At 28.2% G+C, this 26364-nt stretch carries 21 protein-coding genes, 1 riboswitch and 1 other annotated feature; of the genes, 17 read left to right on the forward strand and 4 right to left on the reverse strand.

All coding sequences use genetic code 11. From position 1 onward, the window contains the following. The first annotated feature begins 153 nt into the window (after nucleotides 1-153). A complete protein-coding gene (locus NNC19_RS17870) occupies nucleotides 154-1830 on the forward strand; it encodes a ribonuclease J (protein ID WP_310940045.1) in 1677 nt (558 codons plus the stop codon). Between the two features lie 52 nt (nucleotides 1831-1882). Here NNC19_RS17870 and nhaA read toward each other — a convergent pair whose 3' ends face one another. Continuing rightward, the gene (nhaA, locus tag NNC19_RS17875; RefSeq protein WP_310940046.1) at nucleotides 1883-3079 is read right to left on the reverse strand and encodes a Na+/H+ antiporter NhaA; all 1197 of its coding nucleotides are present in this window, start codon (nucleotides 3077-3079) and stop codon (nucleotides 1883-1885) included. A 55-nt stretch (nucleotides 3080-3134) separates the two neighbouring features. Next, nucleotides 3135-3191 (reverse strand) — a sequence feature (sodium ion sensor (DUF1646 type); this cis-regulatory element may regulate processes involved in with the transportation of sodium ions). Nucleotides 3192-3317: 126 nt separating this feature from the next. Further along, a riboswitch (Fluoride riboswitch) is annotated at nucleotides 3318-3377 on the forward strand. A gap of 39 nt (nucleotides 3378-3416) precedes the next feature. Between nhaA and crcB the strand changes: the two genes are divergently transcribed. From crcB to NNC19_RS17920, 9 genes are all read left to right on the forward strand, one after another. Next, complete coding sequence (gene crcB, locus NNC19_RS17880) at nucleotides 3417-3794, forward strand: fluoride efflux transporter CrcB (protein ID WP_310940047.1); 378 nt, start codon at nucleotides 3417-3419, stop codon at nucleotides 3792-3794. Nucleotides 3795-3997: 203 nt separating this feature from the next. Further along, nucleotides 3998-4681: a Crp/Fnr family transcriptional regulator gene (locus tag NNC19_RS17885; protein WP_310940048.1), complete on the forward strand. Its 684-nt coding sequence runs from the start codon at nucleotides 3998-4000 to the stop codon at nucleotides 4679-4681. Between the two features lie 74 nt (nucleotides 4682-4755). Continuing rightward, nucleotides 4756-4974 (forward strand): hypothetical protein, encoded by a 219-nt coding sequence (locus tag NNC19_RS17890; protein WP_310940049.1) that lies wholly within the window; start codon nucleotides 4756-4758, stop codon nucleotides 4972-4974. Nucleotides 4975-4999: 25 nt separating this feature from the next. Beyond that, a complete protein-coding gene (locus tag NNC19_RS17895; RefSeq protein ID WP_310940050.1) occupies nucleotides 5000-6700 on the forward strand; it encodes an FAD-dependent oxidoreductase in 1701 nt (566 codons plus the stop codon). A gap of 178 nt (nucleotides 6701-6878) precedes the next feature. Further along, the gene (locus NNC19_RS17900; protein ID WP_310940051.1) at nucleotides 6879-7628 is read left to right on the forward strand and encodes an ABC transporter ATP-binding protein; all 750 of its coding nucleotides are present in this window, start codon (nucleotides 6879-6881) and stop codon (nucleotides 7626-7628) included. Then, entirely contained in the window at nucleotides 7594-9114 is a 1521-nt protein-coding gene (locus NNC19_RS17905; RefSeq protein WP_310940052.1) for a hypothetical protein, read from the forward strand. Before NNC19_RS17900 ends, NNC19_RS17905 begins: the two co-directional genes overlap by 35 nt. Nucleotides 9115-9413: 299 nt before the next feature. After that, complete coding sequence (locus NNC19_RS17910) at nucleotides 9414-11432, forward strand: methyl-accepting chemotaxis protein (RefSeq protein WP_310940053.1); 2019 nt, start codon at nucleotides 9414-9416, stop codon at nucleotides 11430-11432. A gap of 239 nt (nucleotides 11433-11671) precedes the next feature. Continuing rightward, the gene (locus tag NNC19_RS17915) at nucleotides 11672-13681 is read left to right on the forward strand and encodes a methyl-accepting chemotaxis protein (RefSeq protein ID WP_310940054.1); all 2010 of its coding nucleotides are present in this window, start codon (nucleotides 11672-11674) and stop codon (nucleotides 13679-13681) included. A gap of 207 nt (nucleotides 13682-13888) precedes the next feature. After that, the gene (locus NNC19_RS17920) at nucleotides 13889-15916 is read left to right on the forward strand and encodes a methyl-accepting chemotaxis protein (RefSeq protein WP_310940055.1); all 2028 of its coding nucleotides are present in this window, start codon (nucleotides 13889-13891) and stop codon (nucleotides 15914-15916) included. A 45-nt stretch (nucleotides 15917-15961) separates the two neighbouring features. Here NNC19_RS17920 and NNC19_RS17925 read toward each other — a convergent pair whose 3' ends face one another. Beyond that, nucleotides 15962-16867: a ComEC/Rec2 family competence protein gene (locus NNC19_RS17925; RefSeq protein WP_310940056.1), complete on the reverse strand. Its 906-nt coding sequence runs from the start codon at nucleotides 16865-16867 to the stop codon at nucleotides 15962-15964. A gap of 254 nt (nucleotides 16868-17121) precedes the next feature. Between NNC19_RS17925 and NNC19_RS17930 the strand changes: the two genes are divergently transcribed. Both NNC19_RS17930 and NNC19_RS17935 read left to right on the forward strand, forming a co-directional pair. Further along, a complete protein-coding gene (locus NNC19_RS17930; protein ID WP_310940057.1) occupies nucleotides 17122-17808 on the forward strand; it encodes a response regulator transcription factor in 687 nt (228 codons plus the stop codon). Beyond that, entirely contained in the window at nucleotides 17809-19173 is a 1365-nt protein-coding gene (locus NNC19_RS17935) for a HAMP domain-containing sensor histidine kinase (RefSeq protein WP_310940058.1), read from the forward strand. It abuts the gene before it with no gap. A gap of 77 nt (nucleotides 19174-19250) precedes the next feature. Here NNC19_RS17935 and NNC19_RS17940 read toward each other — a convergent pair whose 3' ends face one another. Next, on the reverse strand, nucleotides 19251-19748 hold the full coding sequence (locus NNC19_RS17940) for a DUF6803 family protein (RefSeq protein WP_310940059.1): 498 nt from the start codon (nucleotides 19746-19748) through the stop codon (nucleotides 19251-19253). A 139-nt stretch (nucleotides 19749-19887) separates the two neighbouring features. Between NNC19_RS17940 and NNC19_RS17945 the strand changes: the two genes are divergently transcribed. After that, nucleotides 19888-20568, forward strand: a complete 681-nt coding sequence (locus NNC19_RS17945) for a PHP domain-containing protein (RefSeq protein ID WP_310940060.1) — start codon at nucleotides 19888-19890, stop codon at nucleotides 20566-20568. Nucleotides 20569-20635: 67 nt separating this feature from the next. Here NNC19_RS17945 and NNC19_RS17950 read toward each other — a convergent pair whose 3' ends face one another. Continuing rightward, nucleotides 20636-21025 carry a hypothetical protein gene (locus NNC19_RS17950; protein ID WP_310940061.1) on the reverse strand — a complete coding sequence of 130 codons (390 nt, stop codon included), beginning with the start codon at nucleotides 21023-21025 and terminating at the stop codon, nucleotides 20636-20638. A gap of 327 nt (nucleotides 21026-21352) precedes the next feature. Between NNC19_RS17950 and NNC19_RS17955 the strand changes: the two genes are divergently transcribed. The 4 genes from NNC19_RS17955 to NNC19_RS17970 all read left to right on the forward strand — a co-directional run bounded on the left by NNC19_RS17955 (nucleotide 21353) and on the right by NNC19_RS17970 (nucleotide 26236). Next, nucleotides 21353-22708: a sucrose-specific PTS transporter subunit IIBC gene (locus NNC19_RS17955; RefSeq protein WP_310940062.1), complete on the forward strand. Its 1356-nt coding sequence runs from the start codon at nucleotides 21353-21355 to the stop codon at nucleotides 22706-22708. Nucleotides 22709-22843: 135 nt separating this feature from the next. Continuing rightward, nucleotides 22844-23824 (forward strand): LacI family DNA-binding transcriptional regulator, encoded by a 981-nt coding sequence (locus tag NNC19_RS17960; protein WP_310940063.1) that lies wholly within the window; start codon nucleotides 22844-22846, stop codon nucleotides 23822-23824. An 11-nt stretch (nucleotides 23825-23835) separates the two neighbouring features. After that, entirely contained in the window at nucleotides 23836-25305 is a 1470-nt protein-coding gene (locus tag NNC19_RS17965) for a sucrose-6-phosphate hydrolase (protein ID WP_310940064.1), read from the forward strand. Next, complete coding sequence (locus NNC19_RS17970; RefSeq protein ID WP_310940065.1) at nucleotides 25298-26236, forward strand: carbohydrate kinase; 939 nt, start codon at nucleotides 25298-25300, stop codon at nucleotides 26234-26236. Before NNC19_RS17965 ends, NNC19_RS17970 begins: the two co-directional genes overlap by 8 nt. Nucleotides 26237-26364: the final 128 nt, after the last annotated feature.

The following is a 26364-nucleotide window of genomic DNA, read 5'->3' on the forward strand; positions in this document are numbered from 1 at the left end:
TTAGTATTTGATAGACAAAATAACTTTTTAGTTAGTAGGATAATACTGCTCTTCGGAATTTATATAATTTTAATAATAAAAAATTAAGTAGTAAAAATTTAGTGGTAACTAAGTTCTAATTTTTATGCATTTAGTTACAAGTTAGGAGATAATATGGCTAATAAAGTAAAAAACAAAAGTAAAGTAAAGGTTATACCTTTAGGTGGACTGGGAGAAATAGGGAAGAATATAACAGCATTTGAATATGAAGATGAAATAGTAATTGTAGATTGCGGGTTAGCATTTCCAGATGAAGAGCTTTATGGAATAGATCTTATAGTACCAGATGTAACATATTTATTGAAAAATAGAAATAAGGTTAAGGGTTTTCTAATTACACATGGACATGAAGATCATATTGGTGGATTGCCATATGTATTAAAACAAATTAATGCACCTATATATGGAACAAAATTAACTTTAGGGTTGATTGAAAGTAAGCTTCAAGAGCACGGAATTCTTAATGATTGTACATTAAATATGGTTAAAGCAGGAGATACATTTGAAGTAGGGGAGTTCAAAATTGAATATATAAGAACAAATCATAGTATAGCAGATAGTTGTGCTATTGCATTACATACACCAGTTGGAGTAATTGTTCATAGTGGAGATTTTAAAGTTGACTTTACACCAATAGATGGAGAGACTATAGATTTACAAAGATTTGCGCAGCTTGGAAAAAGAGGCGTAGTGCTTTTATTAGCAGAGAGTACAAATGCATATCATAAAGGATATACAATGTCAGAAAAAACTGTTGGTGAAAAATTAGAAAATCTTTTTGATAAGGCAAAAGGTAGGGTTATAGTTGCTACATTTGCATCTAATATCCATAGAATACAACAGATTGCTAATGCATCTATAAAAAATGGTAGAAAAATTGCTTTTAGTGGAAGAAGTATGGAAAAGATAAGTGAAGTTGCTATAGATTTAGGATATTTATTTATACCAGAAGGAACAATTATAGAATTGAATGAAGTGAAAAAATATCCAAATGAAAGAGTTACAATAATTACAACTGGAAGCCAAGGAGAGCCTATGGCGGCACTTACAAGGATAGCTTCAGGAAATCATAAGAGCATTCAAATAGAAAAAGGTGATACTGTAATTATTTCTGCAACTCCAATACCAGGAAATCAAAGAGCTGTTTCTAATGTGATTAATGAATTAACTGAGAGAGGCGCTTATGTAATATATAAATCTATAGAAGAGATACACGTTTCGGGGCATGCTTGTGAAGAAGAACTTAGATTAATTCATGCGTTATTAAAACCTAAATTTTTCATACCTATACATGGTGAGTATAAGCATTTGATGAGTCATGGGAAGATTGCAGAAAGTATGGGAATGGATAAATCAAAAATATTTCTTTTAGAAACTGGAAATGTTTTTGAGCTTTCTAGAAATAAGGCACAAGTAGTGGGAAGTGTTACATCAGGAAGAGTGCTTATTGATGGTGCAGGTGTAGGAGATGTTGGAAATGTTGTGTTAAGAGATAGAAAAAATTTAGCGCAAAACGGAATTATAACAGTTGTTATAGCTATAGATAGACAAAATAAAGTCATAATTTCTGGTCCAGACATTATTACAAGAGGATTTGTATATGTTAGAGAGTCTGAAAAATTAATTAAAGATATTAGAGTTATAGTTACCAAAAGTGTAGAAAGATGCCTTGATAACAATATAACTCAATGGTCAGAAATAAAGAATACTATTAGAAGAGAAATAGATAGTTTTGTATATGCAAAAATGAAAAGAAAGCCTATGGTTTTAACTGTGATTACAGAAATATAATTTAGAAAAAACTATACTTTTTACAAGTTTGTTAAAAGTATAGTTTTTTTATTTAATCTATTGAAGTTTTATCTATAATTTTAAAAACTATAGACCCAAGTATTGCTGAGAGTAATGAAGCAATAATGATACTTATTTTTGCTATAGATAATATTGTGTCATCTGAAAATGATAAAGAAGAAACAAAGAGAGACATTGTAAATCCGATACCACCTAAAATACTTGCACCATATATATGTCTTTTTGTTACTCCAGAAGGAAGTGTAGCAAAATTTAGTTTTAATAGAATATATGAAGAAACAAATATTCCAAGTTGTTTCCCTACAAATAAACCTAATATAATACCTAGACTAACAGGAGAAAATATACTTGTTGATATACTACTAGTATCAATAGTTATCCCTGAGTTCGCTAAGGCAAAAATAGGCATTACAAGGAATGTTGACCAAGGAACAAGAGTATATTCAATTTTATATAACATAGAATTTTTAAATTCATCAGCAGTTTTACCAACTGGTAAAGTCAATCCAAGTAATACACCAGCAATAGTTGCATGTATACCTGATTTTAAAAGACAAATCCATAATAATATCCCTAAGGTAACAAAAAGGGGAATTGATTTAAAATTAAACTTATTAGCAAGTATAAGACCTATTAGTACAATTAATCCTAGCAAGAGTGAAATTAAAGAAAGTTGATTAGTATAAAATATAGCAATAACTATAATAGCTCCTAAGTCATCAACTATGGCTAAAGCTGTAAGAAATACTACAATACCTTTTGGAGCTTTTTTGCTAACTAAAGATAGTATTCCTAAAGCAAAAGCAATGTCTGTTGCCATTGGGATTCCCCATCCTGTAATAGTTGGTTCATTAAAGTTCAATAGAGAAAAAATAATTGCTGGAAATATCATTCCGCCTATAGCAGCAGAAATAGGTAATATAGTTGTTTTAAATGATTTAAGTTCACCAATAATCAACTCACGTTTAATTTCTATTCCTACTACCAAAAAGAAAATAGTCATCAATCCATCATTAATCCAATGAAGAATAGACATAGATAGTGATGCATTTTTATAACCAATAGTTATATAGGTATGCAATATATTATTATAAGTAGTAGATAAATTAGAGTTTGCTATTATAAGAGCAACGATAGTGCAAAGTAAAAGTAATATACCTCCAAAAGATTCTTTTTTAGTAAAATATAAAAATTGCTCAATAATTTTTTTGTGAATTTTCTTTTTCATATTTTCCTCCATAAAAATAATTTTTAAAACAAAAAAGGTGGGAAACTCAAAAATGAGTTTCCCACCCCAGAAACAGCAATTGCTTGAAAACAAATTATAAATTTGTCCAACCGAACTTAAGTATTTATTTTATAATCTTATTATATTATAACTAAATAAAATCTTCAATATACATAAGGTGGATAACAAATAAAATGAATTTACATTTATTATAAATTCAAATATAATATAATTAATTAAATTAATAGGTGATGGAGTTCACCATAAATTGCAATATGCTAATGACTCCTGCTTTTAAGAGCAGGAGTTTTTTTATTTTTTATGGAGGTGAGTAAATTTGTTAGAAATAATTTTTGTTGGAACTGGAGGCTGTATTGGAGCAGTATTAAGATACATAATTACTAAGCAGTCTTCAAATTTAATTAATTCAAATTTTCCTTTAGGAACATTGTTAGTAAATGTTATTGGAGGGTTTCTTATCGGTCTTATAATGGAATTAAGTAATTCTACAGAACTTATATCCCCAAATTTGAGGCTATTTTTAACTACAGGTATTATGGGGGGGCTTACTACTTTTTCTACATTTAGTTATGAAACTATAACGCTAATGAGTAATGGAAGTTTTGTGTTAGGAACTGTAAATGTATTGCTTAATGTAACATTAAGTCTTGGTGGTGTTTTATTCGCTAAGTTATTATGTAAAGTTATAGTTTAATAAAATAAAAACATTGGTTTGTTTTAAATATACAAATCAATGTTTCTATTTTAAAATATGTACAATATAGATTCAATTCATAATTTGCATAAAAGTTTAATTATTCAAGTATAGATAAATCGATCAAAGTATAATATATATGTGTGACTAAGTCACATAAAAATAACCAAATTTATCTATAATGATTTTATGGAGGAGATTTGATGAATGAATACAAAGAAAATTTAAATATTAGGAATAGTAATTTAGAAAATTTATTTAATATATATCCAGTATTAAAGATTATAGATGAAAAATATAATGAAATAATAAGTAATCAAGCTCTATTTAAGACAATATATACGGATGAATATGTGGAATCATCTGATGGTACTTGTGTTGGAATTTTATTTGTATTGAAAGGAACTATAAAAGTTCATAGGATAAATATGAATGGAGAGGAAACTAATTTATATAACATTAAAAAAGGAGAACTTTGTCATGAAGCATTAAGTTGTATAGCTAATTTTGAATCATTAAATGTAACTGGTAAAGCAATTCAAGATTCAGAGGTATGTATAATTCCTATGGAGGTAGTTAAAAGATATTTTATTCAAGATGAAGAATTTTTGTTATATATGTATAGAGATTTATATAAAAAATTTAGCACTATTATAGAAAATAAAGAGGAAATAATACACGAAACATTAGAAACAAGACTTGTTAGATTACTTATTAGCAAAAACAATAAGATAATTTATGCAACTCATAGTGAATTAGCATTTGAAATTGATTCAGTTAGAGAAGTTGTAAGTAGAAAGTTAAAGAGTATTGAAAAAAGAGGATATATAAAACTGGAACGAGGAAAAATAATAATAAACAAAGATTTATCAGAATTAATAAAGTAAAATTTTAAAAGATAAGGCTATATTTAAATTAGTTAAAATGATGAACTTGTTATATAGAGTAAGTAGAGTTAATTGTGAAATATTACAAATATAATAGTGTGAATTTGAAAGTTACAAAAAATATTTTTATAAGAGGACTATTAAGTATCCTAGAAATGTGTTTAAATAAAGATAAAAAATATATTACATGTCAATCTAAAGGGAGCAATGCTATAACTTGTAGAAGTTTGACAAAAGAAGTATTTGATGTTATAAATGTTGCAGGTGACATGGATTGTGTATGTAGGAATTAAAAAATAAACAAGGAGGCGTGGAATCATGAGGAAAAAAATATTAATAGTTGGTGGTGTTGCAGGTGGAGCATCAGCAGCTACAAGACTTAGAAGAAATAGTGAACAAGATCAAATAATAATGTTTGAGAAAGGGCCTCATGTATCATTTTCAAACTGTTCACTTCCATATAATTTAAGTGGAGTAGTAGATGAAACTAGCAAGTTAATTTTAATGAGTCCGGAAAAGTTTATGGCTCAGTATAATATAGAAGCTAGAGTTAATCAAGAAGTTTTAGTAATAGATAGATTAAATAAATCTATAACAGTAAAAAACAATATAACCCAAGATATTTATAAAGAGAGTTATGATAAACTCATATTATCACCAGGAGCTAAGCCAATAGTCCCAAATATTCCAGGAATAGAAAACGTAAACTTATTTACTATTAGAAATGTAGTTGATATAGATGAGCTTAATAGATTTTTAAAAGAAATTGAGACAAAGGATGTTGCTGTAATTGGTGGTGGATATATAGGAGTTGAAGCAGCTGAGAATTTAAATAAAGCTGGATATAATGTATCTCTTATAGAAGCTACAAATCAAATATTAAAACCATTTGATTATGATATGGTTCAAATATTTCACAAAGAAATTTATGATAAAGGTATAAATTTAATTGTTGAAGATAAAGTAGAAAGATTTGAAGAAGACACAGTGGTTTTAAGTTCAGGCAAAGAGATAAAAGCTAATGTAGTTGTTATGGCTATAGGAGTTACTCCAGAAATTGGTTTGGCAAAAGAAGCTGATTTAGAAGTGGGGGAAACTGGAGCTATCAAAGTAGATAAAGACTATAAAACAGTTGATGAAAATATATATGCAGTTGGAGATGTAATAGAAGTTTATAATGCATTAACACATTCTGCAACTAAGTTGTCATTAGCGGGACCAGCTCAAAAAGCAGCCAGGGCAGTAGCAGATCATATTAATGGAAAGAGCACATTAAACAAAGGATACATAGGCTCATCAGCTATAAAAGTATTTGATTATAATGGAGCAGCTACAGGGGTAAATGAATCACTTATAAATTCTCTTAATATGAGTATTAATTATGATATAGTTAGAGTCATACTTACAGATAAGGTAGGTATAATGCCAGGCTCATCACCAATTCATCTTAAATTATTATATGAAGTACCAACAGGAAAACTTTTAGGAGCACAAGCTATAGGAAAAGGCGATGTAATCAAGAGAATAGATGTAATTGCAACAGCTATAAAATTTGGTGGAACGGTAGAAGATCTTAAAGATTTAGAACTTTGTTATGCACCACCATTTTCAACAGCAAAAGATGTTGTTAATTACGTTGGATATGTAGGTTCTAATCTTTTAAATAGAGATTTCAAGCAAGTTAATGTGGATAAAGTAAGAGAGCTTGTGGAAAATAAGCAATTTATAATAGATGTTAGAGAAAGAAATGAATATGAAAGTGGTCATATAAAAAATGCTATAAATATACCACTAAGTGAATTAAGGGAAAGATCAAATGAAATACCAAGACATATACCTGTATACCTTCATTGTAGAACAGGTCAAAGAAGTTATAATGCAACACTAGCACTTCAAAATCTAGGTTTTGAGAATGTTTATAACATAACGGGAAGCTTTTTGGGGTTGTCATTTTATGAGTATTTTAATGATATAACTAAGGAAAGAGAGAGCATAGTTACTGAATATAATTTTAGGTAGAAATAGATGCTTTAAAATCATTTTAATGTGGTTTTAAAGTGTCTATTTTTTTGTTTTGCATAAGGTTGATTATAAAAGTTTTGAGATGTATAATGTGGATTATTGCATAAATATAGAAAATATTTAATAAATTACATAATTAAATATTAATAGGAAAAAGGAATAGGGGATGGAGTAAATGATATCAATGGAAAATGTATCAAAAAAATATAAAGATTTTAAAGCTGTAGATAATTTGGATATTAAGATAGAGGATGGCAATATAGTAGCATTAGTTGGACCTAATGGAGCAGGAAAATCTACAACCATAAATATGCTTATAGGTACAATTGATATGACTGAAGGAAGTATTAATATCAATGGACTTTCAGTAGAGGAAAATTCCATTGATATTAAAAAGCAAATAGGATATGTATCAGATGATGAGAATAAATTTTTGAAATTAAAGGCTATAGAGTATTTGAATTTTGTAGCTGATATGTATGGGATATCAGAGGAGGAAAGGAAGGAAAGAATATTAAGTCTTAGTGTGAGGTTTAATATTCAAAATGATTTAAATACTGTGATGGACAAGTTCTCGAAAGGAATGAAACAAAAGATAATGATAATAAGTTCTTTAATTCATAAACCAAAGGTTTGGATTTTAGATGAACCGTTTACAGGATTAGATCCCACAACATCATATGAATTAAAAACTTTTATGAGAGAATATGCAAATAAAGGGAATATAGTGATTTTATCATCACATATTTTAGAAATTGTTGAAAATCTCTGTGATAAAGTTTTGTTAATTAAGAAAGGTAAAACTTTATATTATGGGGATATGCAAGAATTGAAAGAAAAATATAGTAGTAAGCATACTTTAGAAGAAATTTATATGGAGGTGTTTAGAGATGAAAAAGAAGTTATTAGCTTTAGTAGGAATTAATTTTCAAACACGAAAAAATATATTTCTTGATGGGGAAAGAGATAAAGTAGCAAAAAAAATCATAGGTATGATGTTTTTAACATTCATGATAATTGCTTCAATGATATTTTATGTTATAATGGCACTACGCATGATTAGAATCAATAATATGGAGGAAATAGTAATCTTTAATTCAATATTAGGTATTGAAATATTAGTGATAACTTTAATGAGTGGATTTAGGATAATTACTAATTTTTACTTAACAAGTGATTGGAGAGAGATGTTTATTTATCCTATAAAAAATGGAGTTTTATTATTATCAAAGTGTTTTATAGCTATTTATCAGAGCTTTCCTATATCAGTAATTTTTATGATTCCGCTAATAACATTTGGAATTTTAACTAATTCAAGTATATATTACTTTTTAGAGATATTATTAATTCAAGCTATAGCAGTGGTTATTCCAACCATATATGTAGCTTTAATAACATTAACATTATTATGGATTATATCATTGTTCTCAACAAGGAAAAGTGAAAATAGAAATAATAAGCTAATTATCTTAACTGATATTTTAGTGGGAATACTAACTTATTTTATGCTTGCAAATATATCAAATCATAGTATTAGATTAGTGTATGCTTTTGGAATAATAATGTTGGGTGTTTTTGGGATTTATTTTATTGGTGGAAATGTGTATTTAACTATAATGAAAAGTAATATATTTACTTCTAGAAATGATAAAAAAATAGAAATAGATACAAGCGAATATGAATTTAAAGCTAGAAGTTCAATTAAATCTAATATTATTAGAGATACTAAATTGATAATTAGGACACCTATTCTTAAATCATCGTATTTATATCTTAACATAATATTTAATATAATTTTTTTGATTTTTTTTATTATAATTAATCATAAAACAGGTAGTGGAGTTAATAAGTCATCATTAGCAATTTTGAGTATATATATTGGTGTATGTGTTTGGATTTTTTCTATTCCAAATACTACAGCAATCACATCGTTTTCGAGAGAGGGGTCGGGGCTAAAATTATTCAGTATATTTCCTATGGAGGGAAATAAGTATATATTATCAAAGGTATATATAGGATTATTTAGTTATGTATTAACATTAATTACTTTTAGCTTTTTTATACTTATTACATCAAATGAATTATATGATTTCATTTTACTTGAGCTAGTGTTAATTAGTTATATTATATGTATGGTTATGGTTTGTATTAAAATTGATTCAGAAAACTATAATTTGCAATGGAAGGATATTAAAGAGTTATTTGAGTTTGAATCAACAATTAAAATTACAAAACCTGTTAATATAGCACTTTTATTGCTTGGGGGTTACATGATTGTTGGTAATTTTGTAATTAGGTTTAAGAGAGATACATTGGTAGATTATTTAGGCATGATTTTTATTATAGCAATTAATGTGATTTTATCTACATTAAGCTTAAAAAGAATAAAATCAAATATGAATATTAAATAGACATTTAATTTGTAAGTAATTAGCTTAAGAATTTTGAATTATTAATTTTTGAAAAACCTTAAGCTAATTTTCTATTTTAATAGAAAATCTATAGCTAATTGCATTAATTTTCGTAAAATAGAAATTAAAATTAATGCAATAGTCATGAAAATTATAAAATTTTATGCGTATAGCATAAGAAATAATAGATTATGCTTATTGCATTTAATTTGGTGCCTTTTGCCCTATAAAATATGACTTGTCGAAATTATAATAAAAAGGCAAACATAAAAAATAAAATGATTAAAGGGGTAGGCACAATGAATTCAAGCAGTGGGAAGAAAATGGGTAAAGTAAGTTTCAACAGTATTAGAACAAAGTTAATTACTAGTTTAGTTGCAATTTGCATGATTCCGCTAACAATAGCAGGTTTTTCATCATACATAAAAGCAAAAACAACTCTTAATGAAAAATTAAAAGTTACAAGTGAACAAACTCTTTCAGAAGCAAATGATGGATTAGACAAATATTTTAATGGCTTTATTAGTTTGATTAAAATGACATCAGAGAGTCATTCTATTGTTAATTTTGATAATAACATTAATGAATCATTTGTTGAAGCTGAGTTAAAGTCTTTAAAAGAAAGTAATAGTGATATATCGAATGTATTTTTTGGAAGAACTGATGGTAAATATAATGTTTATCCAGATGAAAAGATGGCTGATGATTTTAAAGTAACTGAAAGACCTTGGTACAAGGAGGCTATGGAGAGTAAAGGGAATGTAATAGTAACATTACCATTTAAGAACACACAAAATAAAATGGTTGTATCTGTAGCAAAGACGGTTATAAAGGATAATAAAGTTATTGGTGTTGTAGGCATGAATATTTCACTAAGTTCATTTTCAGAGAAAGTTTCTAAAAAGAAGATAGGATCTTCAGGTTATGTTTATATATCAGATGTAGATGGAAAGAATATGATATCACATCCAAAAGCGGAACTAATAGGTACAGATGAAGCCTCAAAGTTACCAATATGGAATACAATTAGATCAGGAGATAGTGGTTTCACTGAATATACATATAATGGAGCAAAGAAGTTTGGAGCATATACAACCAACAGAATTACAGGTTGGAAATTAGTAGCTTCAATGAATGAAACTGAGTTAACTGATGATACTAAACCAATACTTACAACTACATTACTACTTACAGGAGTAATGGGGCTAGTAGCAATATTTTTATCAGTTATATTAAGTAATGGTATAGCAAAGAATATTAGAAATTTAAAAGAAGTATTTGCTAAAGCTTCAAAGGGAGATTTAACTGCACATATGAATGCAACAACAAAAGATGAGTTTAAAGATTTAGCTGAATCATTTAATTATATGGTTGGAAATATATCGAATCTTATGGATAGTGTCAAGAAATCTTCTAGAGAAGTGTTAGAAACATCAACTAATCTTGCAAGTATGTCAGAAGAAGTAACTGCATCTGTTGAAGAGGTTTCAAAAGCGATAGGAGAAGTTTCAACAGGAGCAACAAATCAGGCACAAAGCACACAAAAAAGTGCTGAGGAAATGAGTGAATTGTCTATTAGATTAGATAAAATGGCTGTAAGTTCAAATGAAGTGGATAAGCTTTCTGTAGGTACAAAGGAATTAGGATCTAAAGGATTGACTATGATAGATACTTTAATAGAAAAATCAAACAAAACAAAACTTGTTACAGCTGAAGTTAATGAAATAGTGCAAGATATGAATGAAAGCACTAAAAAAATAAACAGCATATCAGAAACAATTTCACAAATAACAGAACAAACAAATCTTTTATCATTAAATGCAAGCATAGAATCTGCACGTGCAGGAGACGCTGGAAAAGGATTTGCTGTTGTTGCAGATGAAATAAGAAAGCTTGCAGAACAATCAAAGCATTCAACAGAAGAAATAAAGGTAATAATAGCAAATATTCAACAAAAATCAGATACAGCTGTAAATGCTATAAAGTTTACAAATGATGTGGTAAATGAGCAAGATTTAGCAGTAGGAGAAACTAAAGAAATATTTAGTGATATTCTTAAATCCATAGAAACAGTAATAGATAAAGTGGAAGAAATAAAGTCATCTATTATTGAAATAGATAGCAAGAAGAAGAATGTGGCGGAAGAGATAGAAGATATATCTTCTATTTCTCAAGAAACAGCTTCAGCAACGGAGGAAGTTACTGCATCTACAGAAGAAATATCATCTGCAATGAATAATTTTACAGGTTTTGCAGAAAGTCTTCAAGTATTAGCAGAAAAATTAGAATCAGAAATGCAAAAGTTTAATATAAGATAGATAAGTATAATTATTTCCATTAGGTATAGTTATACACAAATTACAAAAACGGGCGTAAAGCCCGTTTTGTTTATTTGCAACCATAAAATACCCTTATAAAGATATGTTATTTCTAAATCGATATTATAAATGTATTAATAAAAATATGAAGCTTTATGTTGAAAAATGTAAACATGCAGCAAGAAGTATTGATGTTATGTACTTAGAAATAATATTTATAAAAAATAGGGGTGAGAAAAATGAAGCTGAACAAAAAAGAAAATGTTAAATTTAAGTTGAATAGTATTAGAGTTAAAATGATTATTAGTTTAGTAGCAATTTGCATAATTCCATTGGTTATACTTGGAGTTACTTCATATTCAAAATCTAAAGCAATTTTGCATGATAAATTAACAACTACAAGTAGTCAAACCCTTGAAGAAATAGATAGTGGATTAGCAGATTATTTAAATAGTTTTTCTAATATGACTTCTGCTTTAGTAAATAATTTCGCTAATGGTGGGAATGTTGAAGATTTCAAAAGTATAACTAATAACCTTAAATCTATACAACAAAGTAATAAAGATATTCTTTTTGCATACTATGGTACAACATCAGCTAAATTCATTAATTATCCAGAAGATACCATACCAGCTGATTTTAATCCAACAGTACGACCATGGTATAAGCAAGCTGTAGAGAAAAAAGGTCAAGTTATAGTAACTGATCCGTATAAGGATGCTATAACTGGAAATTATGTTATTACTGTTGCAAAGGCGGTAGAGAAAAATGGAGAAGTTGTTGGTGTTGTAGGGATGGATTGTTCTCTAAAAACACTTTCTGAGAAAATGTCTAAGAAGGCAGTAGGTAAAGCGGGATATGTATTTATTGCTGATTCTAGTGGGGTTATATTAGCACATCCTAACAAAGATATAATTGGAACAGATGAAGCAAGTAAATTATCTATATGGAACAATGTAAAAACAGAGGAAAAAGGCTTTATTGAGTATGAATATAAAGGTAAAGATAAGTTCGGTGGATTTATAACTAATAAATTTACAGGGTGGAAGTTAGTAGCAAGCTTAGAGAGCACAGAATTAACAAATGATACAAAACCAATATTGAATATGACGTATTTATTTATAGTTATTATAGGAGTTATTTCAGTAGTATTAGCCTTATTAATAAGTAGTGGAATAGCTGGAAATATAAAAAAATTAAAAGAAGTATTTACTAAGGCTTCAGATGGAGATTTAACAGTATCAATGGATGCAACAACAAAAGATGAATTTAATGATTTAGCTGAAGCATTTAATCATATGATAAGAAATATATCTAATCTTATGAAAAATGTTACAGCTTCTTCTAAAGAGGTGTTAGAAACTTCATCAAATCTTGCAAGTATGTCAGAAGAAGTTACAGCTTCTGTAGAAGAAGTTTCAAAGGCTATTGGAGAAGTTGCAACAGGAGCAACAACCCAAGCACAAAATGCACAAAGTGGTGCTGAAGAAATGAATGGATTATCTGATAGATTAGATAAAATGGGGGTAAGTTCAAATGAGGTAGACAAACTTTCCGCTGGAACTAGAGAATTAGGATCTAAAGGATTATCGATGATAGATACATTAATAGATAAGTCTAATAAAACTAAAATGGTAACAGCTGAAGTTAGTAGCATAGTAGAAGATATGAATGAAAGTACTAAGAAGATAAATAGTATATCTGAAACAATTTCCCAAATAACAGAGCAAACAAATCTTTTATCACTAAATGCTAGTATTGAATCTGCACGTGCAGGGGAAGCTGGGAAAGGATTTGCGGTTGTTGCAGAGGAAATTAGAAAACTTGCAGAACAATCCAAAGGTTCAACAGAAGAGATAAAGTTAATTATAGCAAATATTCAAGAAAAATCAGACACAGCTGTAAATGCTATAAAGGTTACTAATGATGTTGTGACAGAGCAGGATTTAGCAGTAGGAGAAACAAAGGAAATATTTAATGAAATTCTTAAATCTATAGGTATGGTAATAGATAAGGTTGAAGAAATAAAGAAAGCTATTTTAGAGATAGATAGTAAGAAAAGGAATGTAGTAGAAGAGATAGAAGGGATATCATCTATTTCTCAAGAGACTGCTTCAGCAACAGAAGAAGTTACTGCATCTACAGAAGAAATAACTTCAGCAATGAATAAATTTACAAACTTTGCGGAAGGACTTCAAGTATTAGCAGAGAAATTAGAGTCAGAAATACATAAGTTCACCATAGAATAACAAAAAAGAAGTTGAGGGTATAAGTAAAATAATCCTCAACTTCTTTTTTTATAATAAAATATTGGAATAATTAGCTAAAGATTTTTATTATTAGTACGATAAAAAAGTGTATAAAAATGTTGGGATTTTAGCAAAAATATATCAATATAGTGAAATTTGTTTAAATCATGTACTAAAATGTAAAAGTTAGAGATCGGGAGTGATAAAATGGATTTAATTAATGAGAAGTCAACTCAGAAAAAAGCTTCTAAATTTAGATTTAATAGTATTAGAGTTAAATTAATTGTAAGTTTAGTAGCTATTTGTGTAATTCCTTTATTAGTTGAAGGGGTTAATTCATACATAAAATCTAAATCAATACTTAATGAAAAGTTGACAATTACAAGTGAACAAACACTTGCAGAAGTAAATAGTGGATTGACAGACTATTTAAAAGGTTTTTCAAATATGGTTTCTGCATTAGCTAATAGTGCAGCAGAAAAAGATAATAATGAAATTTCACAAGACATTATTGATATGATTAAAAATATGCAAATGACTGATAAAGATATATTGTCAGCATATTATGGAACGGCATCAAAGAAACTAGCTACATATCCTAGTGTAGAGCTTGCGGATGGTTTTGATCCAACTACAAGACCTTGGTACGGACAAGCTTTAGAGAAAAAAGGTGAAGTTACAATATCACAACCATATAAAGATGCTACAAATGGGAAATTAGTTGTTACAATTGCAAAAGCAGTAGAAAAGGATGGGAAAATTATTGGTGTTGCAGGAATGGATTGTTCATTAAATACTCTTTCGGAAAAAATTGCAGAAAAGACAATAGGCTCAACAGGAAATGTATTTATTTCAGATGCAGATGGAAAAAGTATGATAGCACATTCTAATAAAGAACTAATAGGTACAGATGAAGCATCAAAGTTACCAATTTGGAATAAAGTAAAGTCATCTAAAAATGATTTCTTATCTTATACATACAATGGAATGCACAAATTTGGAGCTTATAATACCAATGAAGTTACTGGATGGAAGTTGGTAGCATCTATGGATGAAAAGGAGATAACTAAAGATACAAATGCAATATTATTTAATACTATACTTGTTGCTATTATAATAATAATTATAGCAATATTTTTATCATTACTATTAAGTAAAGGAATATCAGATAATATTAAGAGGTTAAAAGAAGTATTTGCAAAAGCATCTGATGGGGATTTGACTGTATCTATAAAAGCTACAACAAAAGATGAATTTAAAGATTTATCTGAATCCTTTAATCATATGATAGAAAACATATCAAAACTTATGAAAAATGTGACGGATTCTTCAAAAGAGGTATTAGAAACATCTTCAAATCTAGCAAGTATGTCTGAAGAGGTAACAGCTTCTGTGGAAGAAGTATCAAAAGCTATAGAAGAGGTTTCTGCAGGAGCAACAAATCAGGCCCAAAGTACTCAGACTGGAGCAGATGAAATGAATGAGTTATCTATGAAATTGGATAAGATGACTTTTAGCTCAAATGAGGTAGATAAACTTTCTATGAATACTAAAGAACTAGGTTCTAAAGGATTATCTATGATAGAAACATTAATAGAAAAATCAAATAAAACAAAGATGGTAACTACTGAAGTTAATGAGATAGTACAAGATATGAATGAAAGTACTAAGAAAATAAATACTATATCAGAAACAATTTCTCAAATAACAGAGCAAACAAATCTTTTGTCGTTAAATGCAAGTATCGAATCTGCACGTGCAGGTGAAGCAGGAAGAGGATTTGCAGTCGTTGCAGAAGAAATAAGAAAACTTGCAGAACAATCCAAAGATTCTACAGAAGAAATAAAAGAAATTATAGCTAATATTCAAGAGAAATCAGATACAGCTGTAAATGCTATAAAATTTACTAATGAGGTGGTTAATGAGCAAGATACAGCAGTAGGTGAAACTAAGGGAATATTTGCAGAAATTCTTAATTCTATAGATATAATGATAAACAAAGTTGAAGAAATAAAACTAGCTATTATAGAAATTGATAATAAGAAGAAAAATGTAGTAGAGGAAATAGAAGAAATATCTTCAGTTTCTCAAGAAACAGCTTCAGCTACAGAGGAAGTAACAGCATCAACAGAAGAAATAGCTGCAGCTATGGCAAAGGTTACTGATTTTGCAGAAGGTCTTCAATCATTATCAGAGAAACTAGAATTAGAAGTTAAAAAATTTATTGTTGAATAATCTAGAAAAAGTTAAGGGCTTGTTAAAGGTCCTTAACTTTTTTCTTTATTTAGTACTACTGATAGAGATATTAGAACCATTAGACTCCATAATTATAGTTCCATTTTCATCAGTTCTATATACTTGAATTCCTTTATTAGTTAATTTATTGATTGTAGAATCAGCAGGATGTCCATAAGAGTTGTTTAACCCAACACTTATTACAGCATATTTAGGATTCACAGCGTTTAGAAAATTAGTAGATGTGGAAGTGTTGCTTCCATGATGACCAATTTTTAATACATCTGATTTTAATGTAAGTCCATTTTTTAATATTTCACTTTCTGATACGGCTTGGGCATCTCCAGTAAATAAGAAAGAGTTATTTTTATATTCAACTCTAATAACTATAGAATAATTATTTGCATTGTCATAACTATTACTATTAGGAGCTAATATAGTGCACTTTGCTTGACCTAGCATAAATGTAGAACCAACCTTAGGTGATGTTAACTTTAAACCTTTATTTTTTAATGCTGTTACAAAGTTTGAAAAGGTCTTTGTGGTTGAAGTTATATTAGGAAAATATACATTGCCTATCTTGAAAGAATTTATTATATAAGCCAAGTTGCCTATATGATCTTCATGTGGATGGGTACCAACTACGTAATCAAAATTTGTTATTCCTTGATTAGATAAATAACTTGAGAGTGAGTTTTTACTTTCTCCAGGACCAGCATCTATAAGCATGTTGTGAGAACCTTGTTGCAATAATATAGAATCACCTTGTCCAACATCTATAAAATGTATTTTTAATATATCTTCAGAGGTTTTAGTATTTAAAGTGATTGATGTAGATTCTAATTTGTAATTTTTTATATCTGAAGCTTTAGCATTAGTGAAAAGTGTTAAACATAATATTGTAAAAACAGTTAATATGCTTAAAAATGATTTGCTTAATAGTTTTTTCATTTTTTTCACTTCTTTCCATATAAAATAAATTTTATTGTTCAGTATACTGATATGAAAAAATAGTACCATATTTATCTATAAAAAGTAATGATTTTACATATAATTAATGAAAAAGAAACAAAAATAGTAATATATTATTGTTTTTTAACAAAAATAAGGTGGGAAGTAATTAAAAAATCTTCATATTATCTTTAAATAAGTTTGATATGATAAGTTATTAATATTGTGTGAAAAAGATTATGAGGTGAAAATAAGTGGATGATATTCTAATAATTGAGGATGAAGAAAAAGTATCAGAGGTGTTAAAGGCATACTTAGAGAAAGATGGATATAATGTTTATAATACAATATCAGGGATAGAAGGGATTGAATTATTTAAAAATAATGATTTTAAGTTAATAATTCTTGATTTAATGCTGCCAGATATAAGTGGGGAAGAAGTTTGTAAGATAATAAGAAAAACATCAAATGTTTACATATTTATGCTTACAGCAAAGGGGGAATTGAGTGAAAAAATTGATGGATTAAATATTGGAGCTGATGAATATTTGGTTAAACCATTTAGTCCAAGAGAATTAACAGCTAGAGTTAATGCATTATTTAGAAGAATAAATTCTGATGATGAAAAACAAAGTTATTTATATGATGATGGAAAATTAATAATTGATTATGAAAAAAGAAGTGTTATATTAAACGAGGAAGAAGTTCAATTTACTCCTAATGAATTTAATATATTACATGCATTAGTAATAAATAGAGGGAAGGTTTTATCAAGGGAGCAACTTATAGATAAAATAGGTGGAATGGATTTTGAAGGATATGATAGAACTATTGATGTACATATAAAAAACATACGAAAGAAAATAGAAGAAGATACTAAAAAACCTAAATACATTATAACAGTAATGAAAGTAGGATATAAATTTGGTGGTGAGAACTAAGTGCATTCTATGAGAAGAAAATTAAGCATTTTATTTGTAATATGCTCAATGACAGCTATTTTTCTAATTATATTATTTGTTAATCTAACTATAAATGATAAATTTAATAATTACATGAAAGATATTCAAGAGAAGCGATATGATAGGATAGTATCCTACTTTGAAGAAGTGTATAAAAGGGATGGTAAATGGGATAAAACTTCTGGGGCAGAATTAATGCATGAAGCTTATATGGGTAATTATTGTTTGACTTTATTAGATAGAAATGAAAAGCTTGTATGGGGAATGGATGCAAACGATGTTAAAAACAACATGACTAATATGGTGACTAAAGATAGTGGGGTTTATAATTCTAAAAGATTTGAGATAAATGTTGATGAAAATATAGTTGGATATATAGATATTGGGCAATATTCATCTGTATTATTATCAGAAGAAGATATAAATTTTAAAATATCTATAAATAAGAGTATTTTATTAAGTGGAATAATAACCTTAGTAATTATAGTTGTAATAAGTCTTTATTTCTCTAATCAATTGTCCAGTTCAATTAAGGAAGTATCTAATATGTCTGTAAATCTAGCAAAAGGTAATTTTGAAGAAAGATCTGGAACAAAAAGTAATATTAAAGAATTGGAAAATTTAAGAGTAAGTATAAATACATTAGCTGAAAAATTAAAGTATCAAGATATGCTGAGAAAGAGACTTGTATCAGATATATCTCACGAAATTAGAACTCCTTTAAATGTATTGCAAAATAATATAGAAGCAATGATTGATGGGATTTTTCCTGTAACTTCAGAAAGGTTGAATAATCTTAATGATGAGATAATAAGATTTGGAAAATTATTAAACAACTTGAATCTGTTAAAGGAATTTGAGAATGAAAGTATAAGGCTTAATTTTGAAGTGGTAAAGTTAGATGAATTATTGAAAGTTATGTATGAAGATTTTTATCTAATGTCAAAAGAGAAAAATATAAATATTAAGTATAATGTAGAATCAAGTGGGAGTTATGAAATAGCTTGTGATAAAGATAAACTTAAGCAAGTGTTTATTAATATAATATCAAATGCCATAAAATTTAATAATAGCAATGGGGAAGTATTAATTAATGTGTTTCAAAGTAATGAAAGGATTGTTGTAGAAATTGAAGATAATGGTATAGGGATAAAAAAAGAAGATTTACCATTCATTTTTGAAAGGCTTTATAGAGGGGATAGGAGTAGACATTTGGTTGAAGGTAGTGGAATAGGGTTAACTATTGTGAAAAATATATTGGATCTTCATTCTGCTAATATAGAAGTAGTAAGTGATGAAGAAAAGGGAACTAAGATAAAGATTTTCTTCAATAGATTTAAGTGATGTGGATTTTAACTAAAAAGTATAAGGGTATATCAGTTTTTATGATATACCCTTATAATCTGTGAATTTGTGAATTTTTACATGCTTGGCATATTAGTCATGTTTGACATGTTGCTTATTATTTCAGGATTTACCATTCCAAAGATCATTGCAATATGAGCAACCACTAAAAAGCCACTTACAAGAACAAAGTGAATTCTCATTTTTTCCTCAACTGTTTTATTTCTGAATATTAATCCAAGCTCCATTAAAGCGATTGGAAGGAGGAATACAACTCCACTTAAATAAGCTCCAACGGCTAACACATCTACCCAAGTATGCCATCCACCTGAAGTAGTTAGTGGAATAACTGCTGTAAGAAATAAATAAATGAAAATTCCTGTAAAGTAGAATCCAGCAAATATTCCTACCCATTTGTTAAGGGATTTTAGACTTCCTGATTTAGTTCGATTAAATATTATGGAAAACTCTGTTATAGTAAGAGTTTCTGCGCATATTACCGGAATTACCATGAAAATAATTAAATTCCAAGGTTGATTGTCTGCTAATAAAGCCATGTAATGAGTCATATTCATAATTAGTACCTCCTGTTGTTTATAGATATAGATTACGAAATTTTTATGTAGATATTATGAAGATTTTTTTATTGGGAAACAAAGTGGATATTTTTAATAAAATATTAATAAAATGATTAAATAATTTTGTGAGGTAAATGTGTATAAGAAAGGTGATTTTCATATTCACTCTAGTGATTCAGATGGAGAATTAAAACCTGGAGAAATAGTGTTGTTAGCTAAAGAGAGGCATGTGGATATAATAGCACTAACAGATCATAATACAGTGAAAGGGAATAAACAAGCAATAGTTGTAGGGGGTATACATGGGGTAAAGGTAATACCAGGAATAGAATTATCTACAAGGTATAAAGGTAATCAAGTACATATACTTGGGTATTTTTATAATGATCTATATATGGGGGAGGAATTTAAAACTTTATTAGAACTTATTAATAAAGGCAAATTTAAGGGATGTCAAATAAAAAATAAATGGTCTATAAGTTTTAAATCAGAAGGAGGAAAATTAATAACTAAAGCAGGGATAGAATTTTTAAAACATTATGGGGCAAAAGTTGTGCTAGCACATCCAACGGTATTGAAAAAAGATGTGTTTGAAAAGTTAATGGATTTGGACTTTGATGGTTTGGAAGCTAAGTACTATAGAAATAAAGAATATGAAACGGAATATTATATAAAGGTTGCAAAGAAAAAGGGAATTATATATACAGCTGGCTCTGATTTTCATTCTTTGAATAAAAGTGATTTAAAACATGGTACATTAGGTCAGGTTTTTCTTGAAGAATGGGAGATAGGTAATTTTTTAAGTATAATGAAATAATAAATAATTTTTTATAATAAAAGTGCTATTTGGAAAAATATTTCTAGATAGCACTTTTAAATTTTAGTTATTTATTTTCAAATCCAAATAATTGTTTTTTATTATTAAGTAATATAGCCATTATTATTGGTAATATTAAATCTATAATTAATGAAAATCTAAAGCCATTCATAACTATAGAGTTGATTAAGCTTGCAAGAATACCAATATAATATATTGCTATTCCTAATTTTTGTTTTTTTAGTATAAGAATAGCACCAATACAAGTGATGACTAAAATAATTATTGAAATATAAAGTGTAATAGGAGATATGGTAACTCCTTGTTTGGCTAAGAAATCTTTCATAGCTATAGTTAGTATAGCGCCTAATATAGTTAGAACTAATCCAATAAAATACAAAACACAAATAGTAATAATACCTCCACCAATTCTTTCGTTTTGATAATTATAATCCATAAATGAACTCTCCTTTCATAAATCTTTAACAATATACATTATAATACAATGATTACAAATTTAACATAAAAATAAACTTAAATTTCACATAAATGGAACATTACTTAGGATGCAAAAGAGAATGTTGAGAATGAGAAATGTGGAATTGGTCTCATAAATATATTTTATATTTCTTAAGTTATGTAAGTGCTGATTTTTGCTATAAATATGGAGATATTTTTGGAATATAATACAAAAAAACTTTTATTGACATTTAATATATGGAACTGGTATTATAAGAGTGTAAACAATTTAAGTAAACGTTATACAAAAGGAGAGGGGATAAGTATGAGTAAAGAGCAAAACGTGGCTAGAGAAATATTAAAAAATATTGGTGGAAAAGAAAATATCAAGTCAATGGAACACTGTGCTACTAGATTAAGACTTATTTTAAAGGATAAAGAACAGATTAATGAAAAGGCTATAGAAAATATTGATGGTGTTAAAGGACAATATTTTGCAGCAGCTCAGTATCAAATTATTTTAGGAACAGGTTTTGTAAATAAAGTATTTGCAGAAATGAGCAAAGAAGGTGTTGAATCAGGAAATGCAAAGGAAGAGGCATATAAAAATATGACTCCACTTCAAAAGATTTCTCGTACATTAGGAGATATATTTGTTCCAATAATACCAGTTCTAGTTGCAACAGGATTATTTATGGGGATTCGTGGACTTATAACTAGTTTAGGTGTAGAGTTAAATCCAACATTTTTAGCATTAACACAAGTTTTAACTGATACAGCATTTGCATTTTTACCAGCTTTAGTTGCATGGTCAACAGTTAAAAAGTTTGGAGGAACACCTGTTATAGGAATGGTATTAGGACTTATGTTGGTTGCTCCACAGTTACCAAATGCTTATAGTGTAGCAGGTGGAACAGCAGAGCCAATGTATATTGGATTATTAGGATTAAGTATTCCAATAGTAGGATATCAAGGATCGGTTTTACCAGCTTTAATTTTAGGTATTATAGCCTCAAAGCTTGAAAAAAGCTTTAGAAAGGTTATACCAGATGTTATCGATTTAATAGTTACACCATTTTTAACTTTAACTATTTCAATGTTACTAGGATTATTGATAGTTGGACCAATTATGCATACTTTAGAACAATTTATACTTGGAGGCTGTAAAACATTTATTGCATTACCATTTGGAATTGGTGGATTAATTATTGGGGGATTACATCAAGTTATAGTTGTATCAGGAATACATCATGTATTTAATGCATTAGAAGTTGAGTTATTATCTTCTACAGGTATAAATCCATTTAATGCAATAATTACAGGAGGGATCGTAGGTCAAGGTGCAGCAGCACTTGCAGTAGCTTTTAAAACAAAAGACAAGAAGAAACGTTCATTATATATATCATCAGCAGTTCCAGCATTTTTAGGAATTACTGAACCGGCTATATTCGGAGTTAATTTGAAATTTATTAAACCATTTGTATTTGGTTGTGTAGGTGGAGCGTCAGCAGGATTATTTTCAGGAATTATACATTTAGCAGGAACAGGAATGGGAGTAACTGCACTTCCAGGGGTATTATTATACTTAAATACTAATATAGTAGGCTATTTAGTAGCATGTTTAATAGCTATAGCAGTTGCTTTTGCATTAACTTTCATATTCTTCAAGTCTGAAGAATAATAAAAAGTAGAGAGTTCTAATAATCTCAAAAGAACTCTCTATTTAAGTATCTGCATATATTTTTAATCTCCACTTATGCTATAATATCTTTACGTAAAATAAGGTCAAGTTCCTTTAATATATAGGAGGATTATTATGAAAGTTACTATTCAAGATATTGCTAATATGGTTGGAGTTTCTAAAAGTACTGTGTCTAGATATTTAAATGGGGGATATGTAAGTGATGAAAATGTGAGAAAGATTAGTGAAGCTATAGATAAAACAGGGTTCAAATCTAATTTTTTTGCTAAGAGGTTAAAATCTCAAAATAGTGGATTAATAGGTATTGTAACTCCTAGAATTGACTCATTTACAGCTGGTAAAGTTTTAAAGAGTATCAATAAGGAATTAGATGAAAAAGGCTATCAGATGATATTTTTGTCTAGTGAACTGGATAAAAATAAAGAACTTAGATGTATTGAAAAGTTACATGAACAAGGTGTTGATGGAATAATAGTTATGGCATCTAATATAATAAAAGATAATATTGCATTAGCAAATAGATTAACAATTCCTATAATTTTTACTGGTCAAGAAAATAGTTTGGTCAAGTGTATAAAGATAGATGATAAAAAAGCAGGTAGAATTTTAGGAGATTATATAAAAGAACAAGGACATAGAGAAATTGTGTTTTTAGGAGTTTCAGAAGAAGATAAAGCAGTTGGAGTTGAGAGAAAACAAGGGTTTTATGAAGCTTTCAAAGATGTAGAGTGTAATATAAATTTTGTTGAAGCAGATTTTTCTTTTAATAAAGCTTATGAAGTATCAGAAAAGGTTATTTCATATAAACCAACAGCTGTAATAGGTGCTACAGACAATATTGTTCTTGGATTTATAAGATATGCTTTTGAAAAAGGATATGAAATACCTAAGGATTTTTCAGTAGCAGGCTTTGGTGGATATGATGTAGGGTTAGCGGTTCATCCAACTATAACAACTATTGATATAAACTATGAAGCTTTAGGAAAAAAAGTAGCAGCTTCTATAGTAGCAGCAATAGAATTAGAAGAAATACAGGATGAGATTGAGATTAATTTAAGGTTAATTGAAAGAGAGAGTGTAAGAAAAATAGAATAGTGAGGTAAGTAATGGAAAGTTATAAGTCTTTAGAAGATATAAATTTAGATGCATTAAATAGTTATAAAAATAGTGAAAATAGTGATCTTTGGACGTTAGGCTACCATATAGAAGCTCCCTTTGGATTAGTTAATGATCCAAATGGTCTATGTTATTATAATGGAGAATACAACATATTTTTCCAATGGAATCCATTTGGGTGTGAACATAAGTATAAACATTGGGGATTGATTAGAAGTAAAGATTTTATTAATTTTACTATTCCTAAAGCTGTACTTGCTCCTGATGATTGGTATGATAAAGATGGATGCTATTCAGGTAGTGGTATAGTGGTAGATAATAAACTGCATCTTCTTTATACAGGTAATGTTAAGGATGATGAAGGAAATAGAGAGTCTTATCAATGTATGGCTATTTGTGATGATAATGGTAATGTTAGTAAGATTGGACCTGTTATATCTGAAATTCCAAAAGGATATACAGCTCACTTTAGAGATCCTAAGGTTTATAAAAAAAATGGAAAGTTTTATTGTGTTATAGGAACGCAAACAAAAGAACTTAAAGGGAGAATAGTACTATACAGTTCAACAGATTTTAATTCATGGAATTTTGAAGGAGAAGTGCAAACTAATTATAAAGAGTTTGGATACATGTGGGAATGTCCGGGATTATTTGAACTTAATGGTAATGATATACTTATATTTTCACCACAAGGATTAGAAAAGGAAGAGTTTAAGTATCAAAACATATATCAATCAGGATATATTGTTGGTAATTTAGATTATGATACATTAAAATTTAGTCATGGTGATTTTAAAGAACTAGATATGGGGTTTGATTTTTATGCACCTCAAAGTTTTAAGGATGATAGAGGAAGAAATATAATGATAGGTTGGATGGGATTGCCTGAAGAGGAAGATAATCATCCAAATCAAAAGTATGGAAGGATTCATTGTTTAACAATGGCTAGAGAACTTTCGTTAAAAAATGGTATATTATATCAAAATCCAATAGAAGAATATAAGAATTTAAGAAAAGATTGTATTGTTAATGTTAGTGACATTGAATGTAGTGAGTATAAATTTGATACTATAAAGAATAATAATTATGAATTGTTTTTAGATTTAAATAAAAAGGATTCAAATGAAATTGAATTAAGATTTGTAATAGGAAAAGATGAATATATGTCTTTTAAATATGATTTTGAATCTCAAATTGCTATACTAGATAGAAGTAATATGCAAAATGGGAATAAGGGCTTAAGAAAATTTAAATTGATATCAAAAGATAATTTAAAAATACAAATGTTTATGGATTCGTCTGCATGTGAAATATATCTTCAAGGTGGATTAGAAGTTGTTTCAAGTAGGATTTATCCTAATGAAGATAGTTTCGGTGTTGATATAGTATCAAATAGTGGAAACTTTAAAATTAATAATGCAAAGTTATGGAACTTAAAAGGAGTAAGTTATAATGAATAAGGTATTTTGTATTGGTGAGTTATTAATAGATTTTATAGGAAAAGATATTAATAAAGGACTAAAAGAAGGAGTTAACTTTGAAAAGAAAGCAGGAGGAGCACCAGCTAATGTTGCAGCTTCTGTTTGTAAACTTGGTGGAGAAGCAGCTTTTTTGGGACAAGTTGGGAATGATTCTTTTGGAAGATTTTTAGTTGATATTTTAAAATCTGTTAATATTGATTCTGAAATGACTAAGATGGAAGGTTGCACTACATTAGCATTTGTAGCTATAGATGAAAATGGAGAAAGAGATTTTGAATTTAATAGAGGGAGTGATGGTGAATACTCTTTTAATAGTATAGATTTAAATAAAATAAATAAAGAAGATATAATTCATTTTGGGTCTGCTACAGGATTTTTAGAAGGAGAATTAAAATGTACTTATTTTAAATTGTTAGAATATGCAAAAGAAAATAATATGTTTATTTCTTTTGATCCAAATTACAGAGATGCTTTAATTACAGAAAGCAAGTTAGAAGAATTTATAAATGATTCAAAAACTTTTGTTAAAGATGCTGATTTTGTTAAGTTAAGTGATGAAGAAGTTAAACTTATAACAAAAGAGAAAGAATTAGAAAGAGGTGTAAAGTTACTTCATGAGATAGGAGCTAAAGTTGTTGCTATAACTTTAGGAGCTGAAGGAACTTTAATTAGTAATGGTGAAGAAATGACAGTAGTACCATCAATTAAAATTAAACAAATTGATTCAACAGGAGCTGGAGATTCTTTTGTTGGAGCGGTGTTAAAGCAAATAGCAGATCTTAAAGAAAAGAAAAATATTGATTTTGAAAATTGGAAGAAAATAATTTCTTATGCCAATAAGGTTGGAGCTATAACCTGCACAAATTATGGAGCTATAGATTCAATGCCATATGATAAAGATGTTAAATAATTTTTTCCTATTAAAAGTGCAACTTAGAAAATAGATTTCTAAGTTGCACTTTTCAGACCGTTGACAAAAGAGATATTTTCATTCCTGAAAATATCTCTTTTGTCTTTACTTTATAAAAACATATAAAT

This window comes from Clostridium sp. SHJSY1 (assembly GCF_031626875.1).
In the GTDB taxonomy this organism is placed as follows: Bacteria; Bacillota; Clostridia; order Clostridiales; family Clostridiaceae; genus Clostridium.

Excerpts from the sequence above, each read along its gene's own strand:
- NNC19_RS17915 (WP_310940054.1), top strand. The coding sequence starts at position 11,672 with ATGAAGCTGAACAAAAAAGAAAATGTTAAATTTAAGTTGAATAGTATT.
- NNC19_RS17905 (WP_310940052.1), top strand. The coding sequence starts at position 7,594 with ATGAAAAAGAAGTTATTAGCTTTAGTAGGAATTAATTTTCAAACACGA.
- NNC19_RS17970 (WP_310940065.1), top strand. The coding sequence starts at position 25,298 with ATGAATAAGGTATTTTGTATTGGTGAGTTATTAATAGATTTTATAGGA.
- NNC19_RS17925 (WP_310940056.1), bottom strand. The coding sequence starts at position 16,867 with ATGAAAAAACTATTAAGCAAATCATTTTTAAGCATATTAACTGTTTTT.
- NNC19_RS17900 (WP_310940051.1), top strand. The coding sequence starts at position 6,879 with ATGATATCAATGGAAAATGTATCAAAAAAATATAAAGATTTTAAAGCT.
- NNC19_RS17895 (WP_310940050.1), top strand. The coding sequence starts at position 5,000 with ATGAGGAAAAAAATATTAATAGTTGGTGGTGTTGCAGGTGGAGCATCA.
- NNC19_RS17955 (WP_310940062.1), top strand. The coding sequence starts at position 21,353 with ATGAGTAAAGAGCAAAACGTGGCTAGAGAAATATTAAAAAATATTGGT.
- NNC19_RS17885 (WP_310940048.1), top strand. The coding sequence starts at position 3,998 with ATGAATGAATACAAAGAAAATTTAAATATTAGGAATAGTAATTTAGAA.
- NNC19_RS17870 (WP_310940045.1), top strand. The coding sequence starts at position 154 with ATGGCTAATAAAGTAAAAAACAAAAGTAAAGTAAAGGTTATACCTTTA.
- NNC19_RS17920 (WP_310940055.1), top strand. The coding sequence starts at position 13,889 with ATGGATTTAATTAATGAGAAGTCAACTCAGAAAAAAGCTTCTAAATTT.
- NNC19_RS17960 (WP_310940063.1), top strand. The coding sequence starts at position 22,844 with ATGAAAGTTACTATTCAAGATATTGCTAATATGGTTGGAGTTTCTAAA.
- nhaA (WP_310940046.1), bottom strand. The coding sequence starts at position 3,079 with ATGAAAAAGAAAATTCACAAAAAAATTATTGAGCAATTTTTATATTTT.
- NNC19_RS17940 (WP_310940059.1), bottom strand. The coding sequence starts at position 19,748 with ATGAATATGACTCATTACATGGCTTTATTAGCAGACAATCAACCTTGG.
- NNC19_RS17965 (WP_310940064.1), top strand. The coding sequence starts at position 23,836 with ATGGAAAGTTATAAGTCTTTAGAAGATATAAATTTAGATGCATTAAAT.
- NNC19_RS17950 (WP_310940061.1), bottom strand. The coding sequence starts at position 21,025 with ATGGATTATAATTATCAAAACGAAAGAATTGGTGGAGGTATTATTACT.
- NNC19_RS17910 (WP_310940053.1), top strand. The coding sequence starts at position 9,414 with ATGAATTCAAGCAGTGGGAAGAAAATGGGTAAAGTAAGTTTCAACAGT.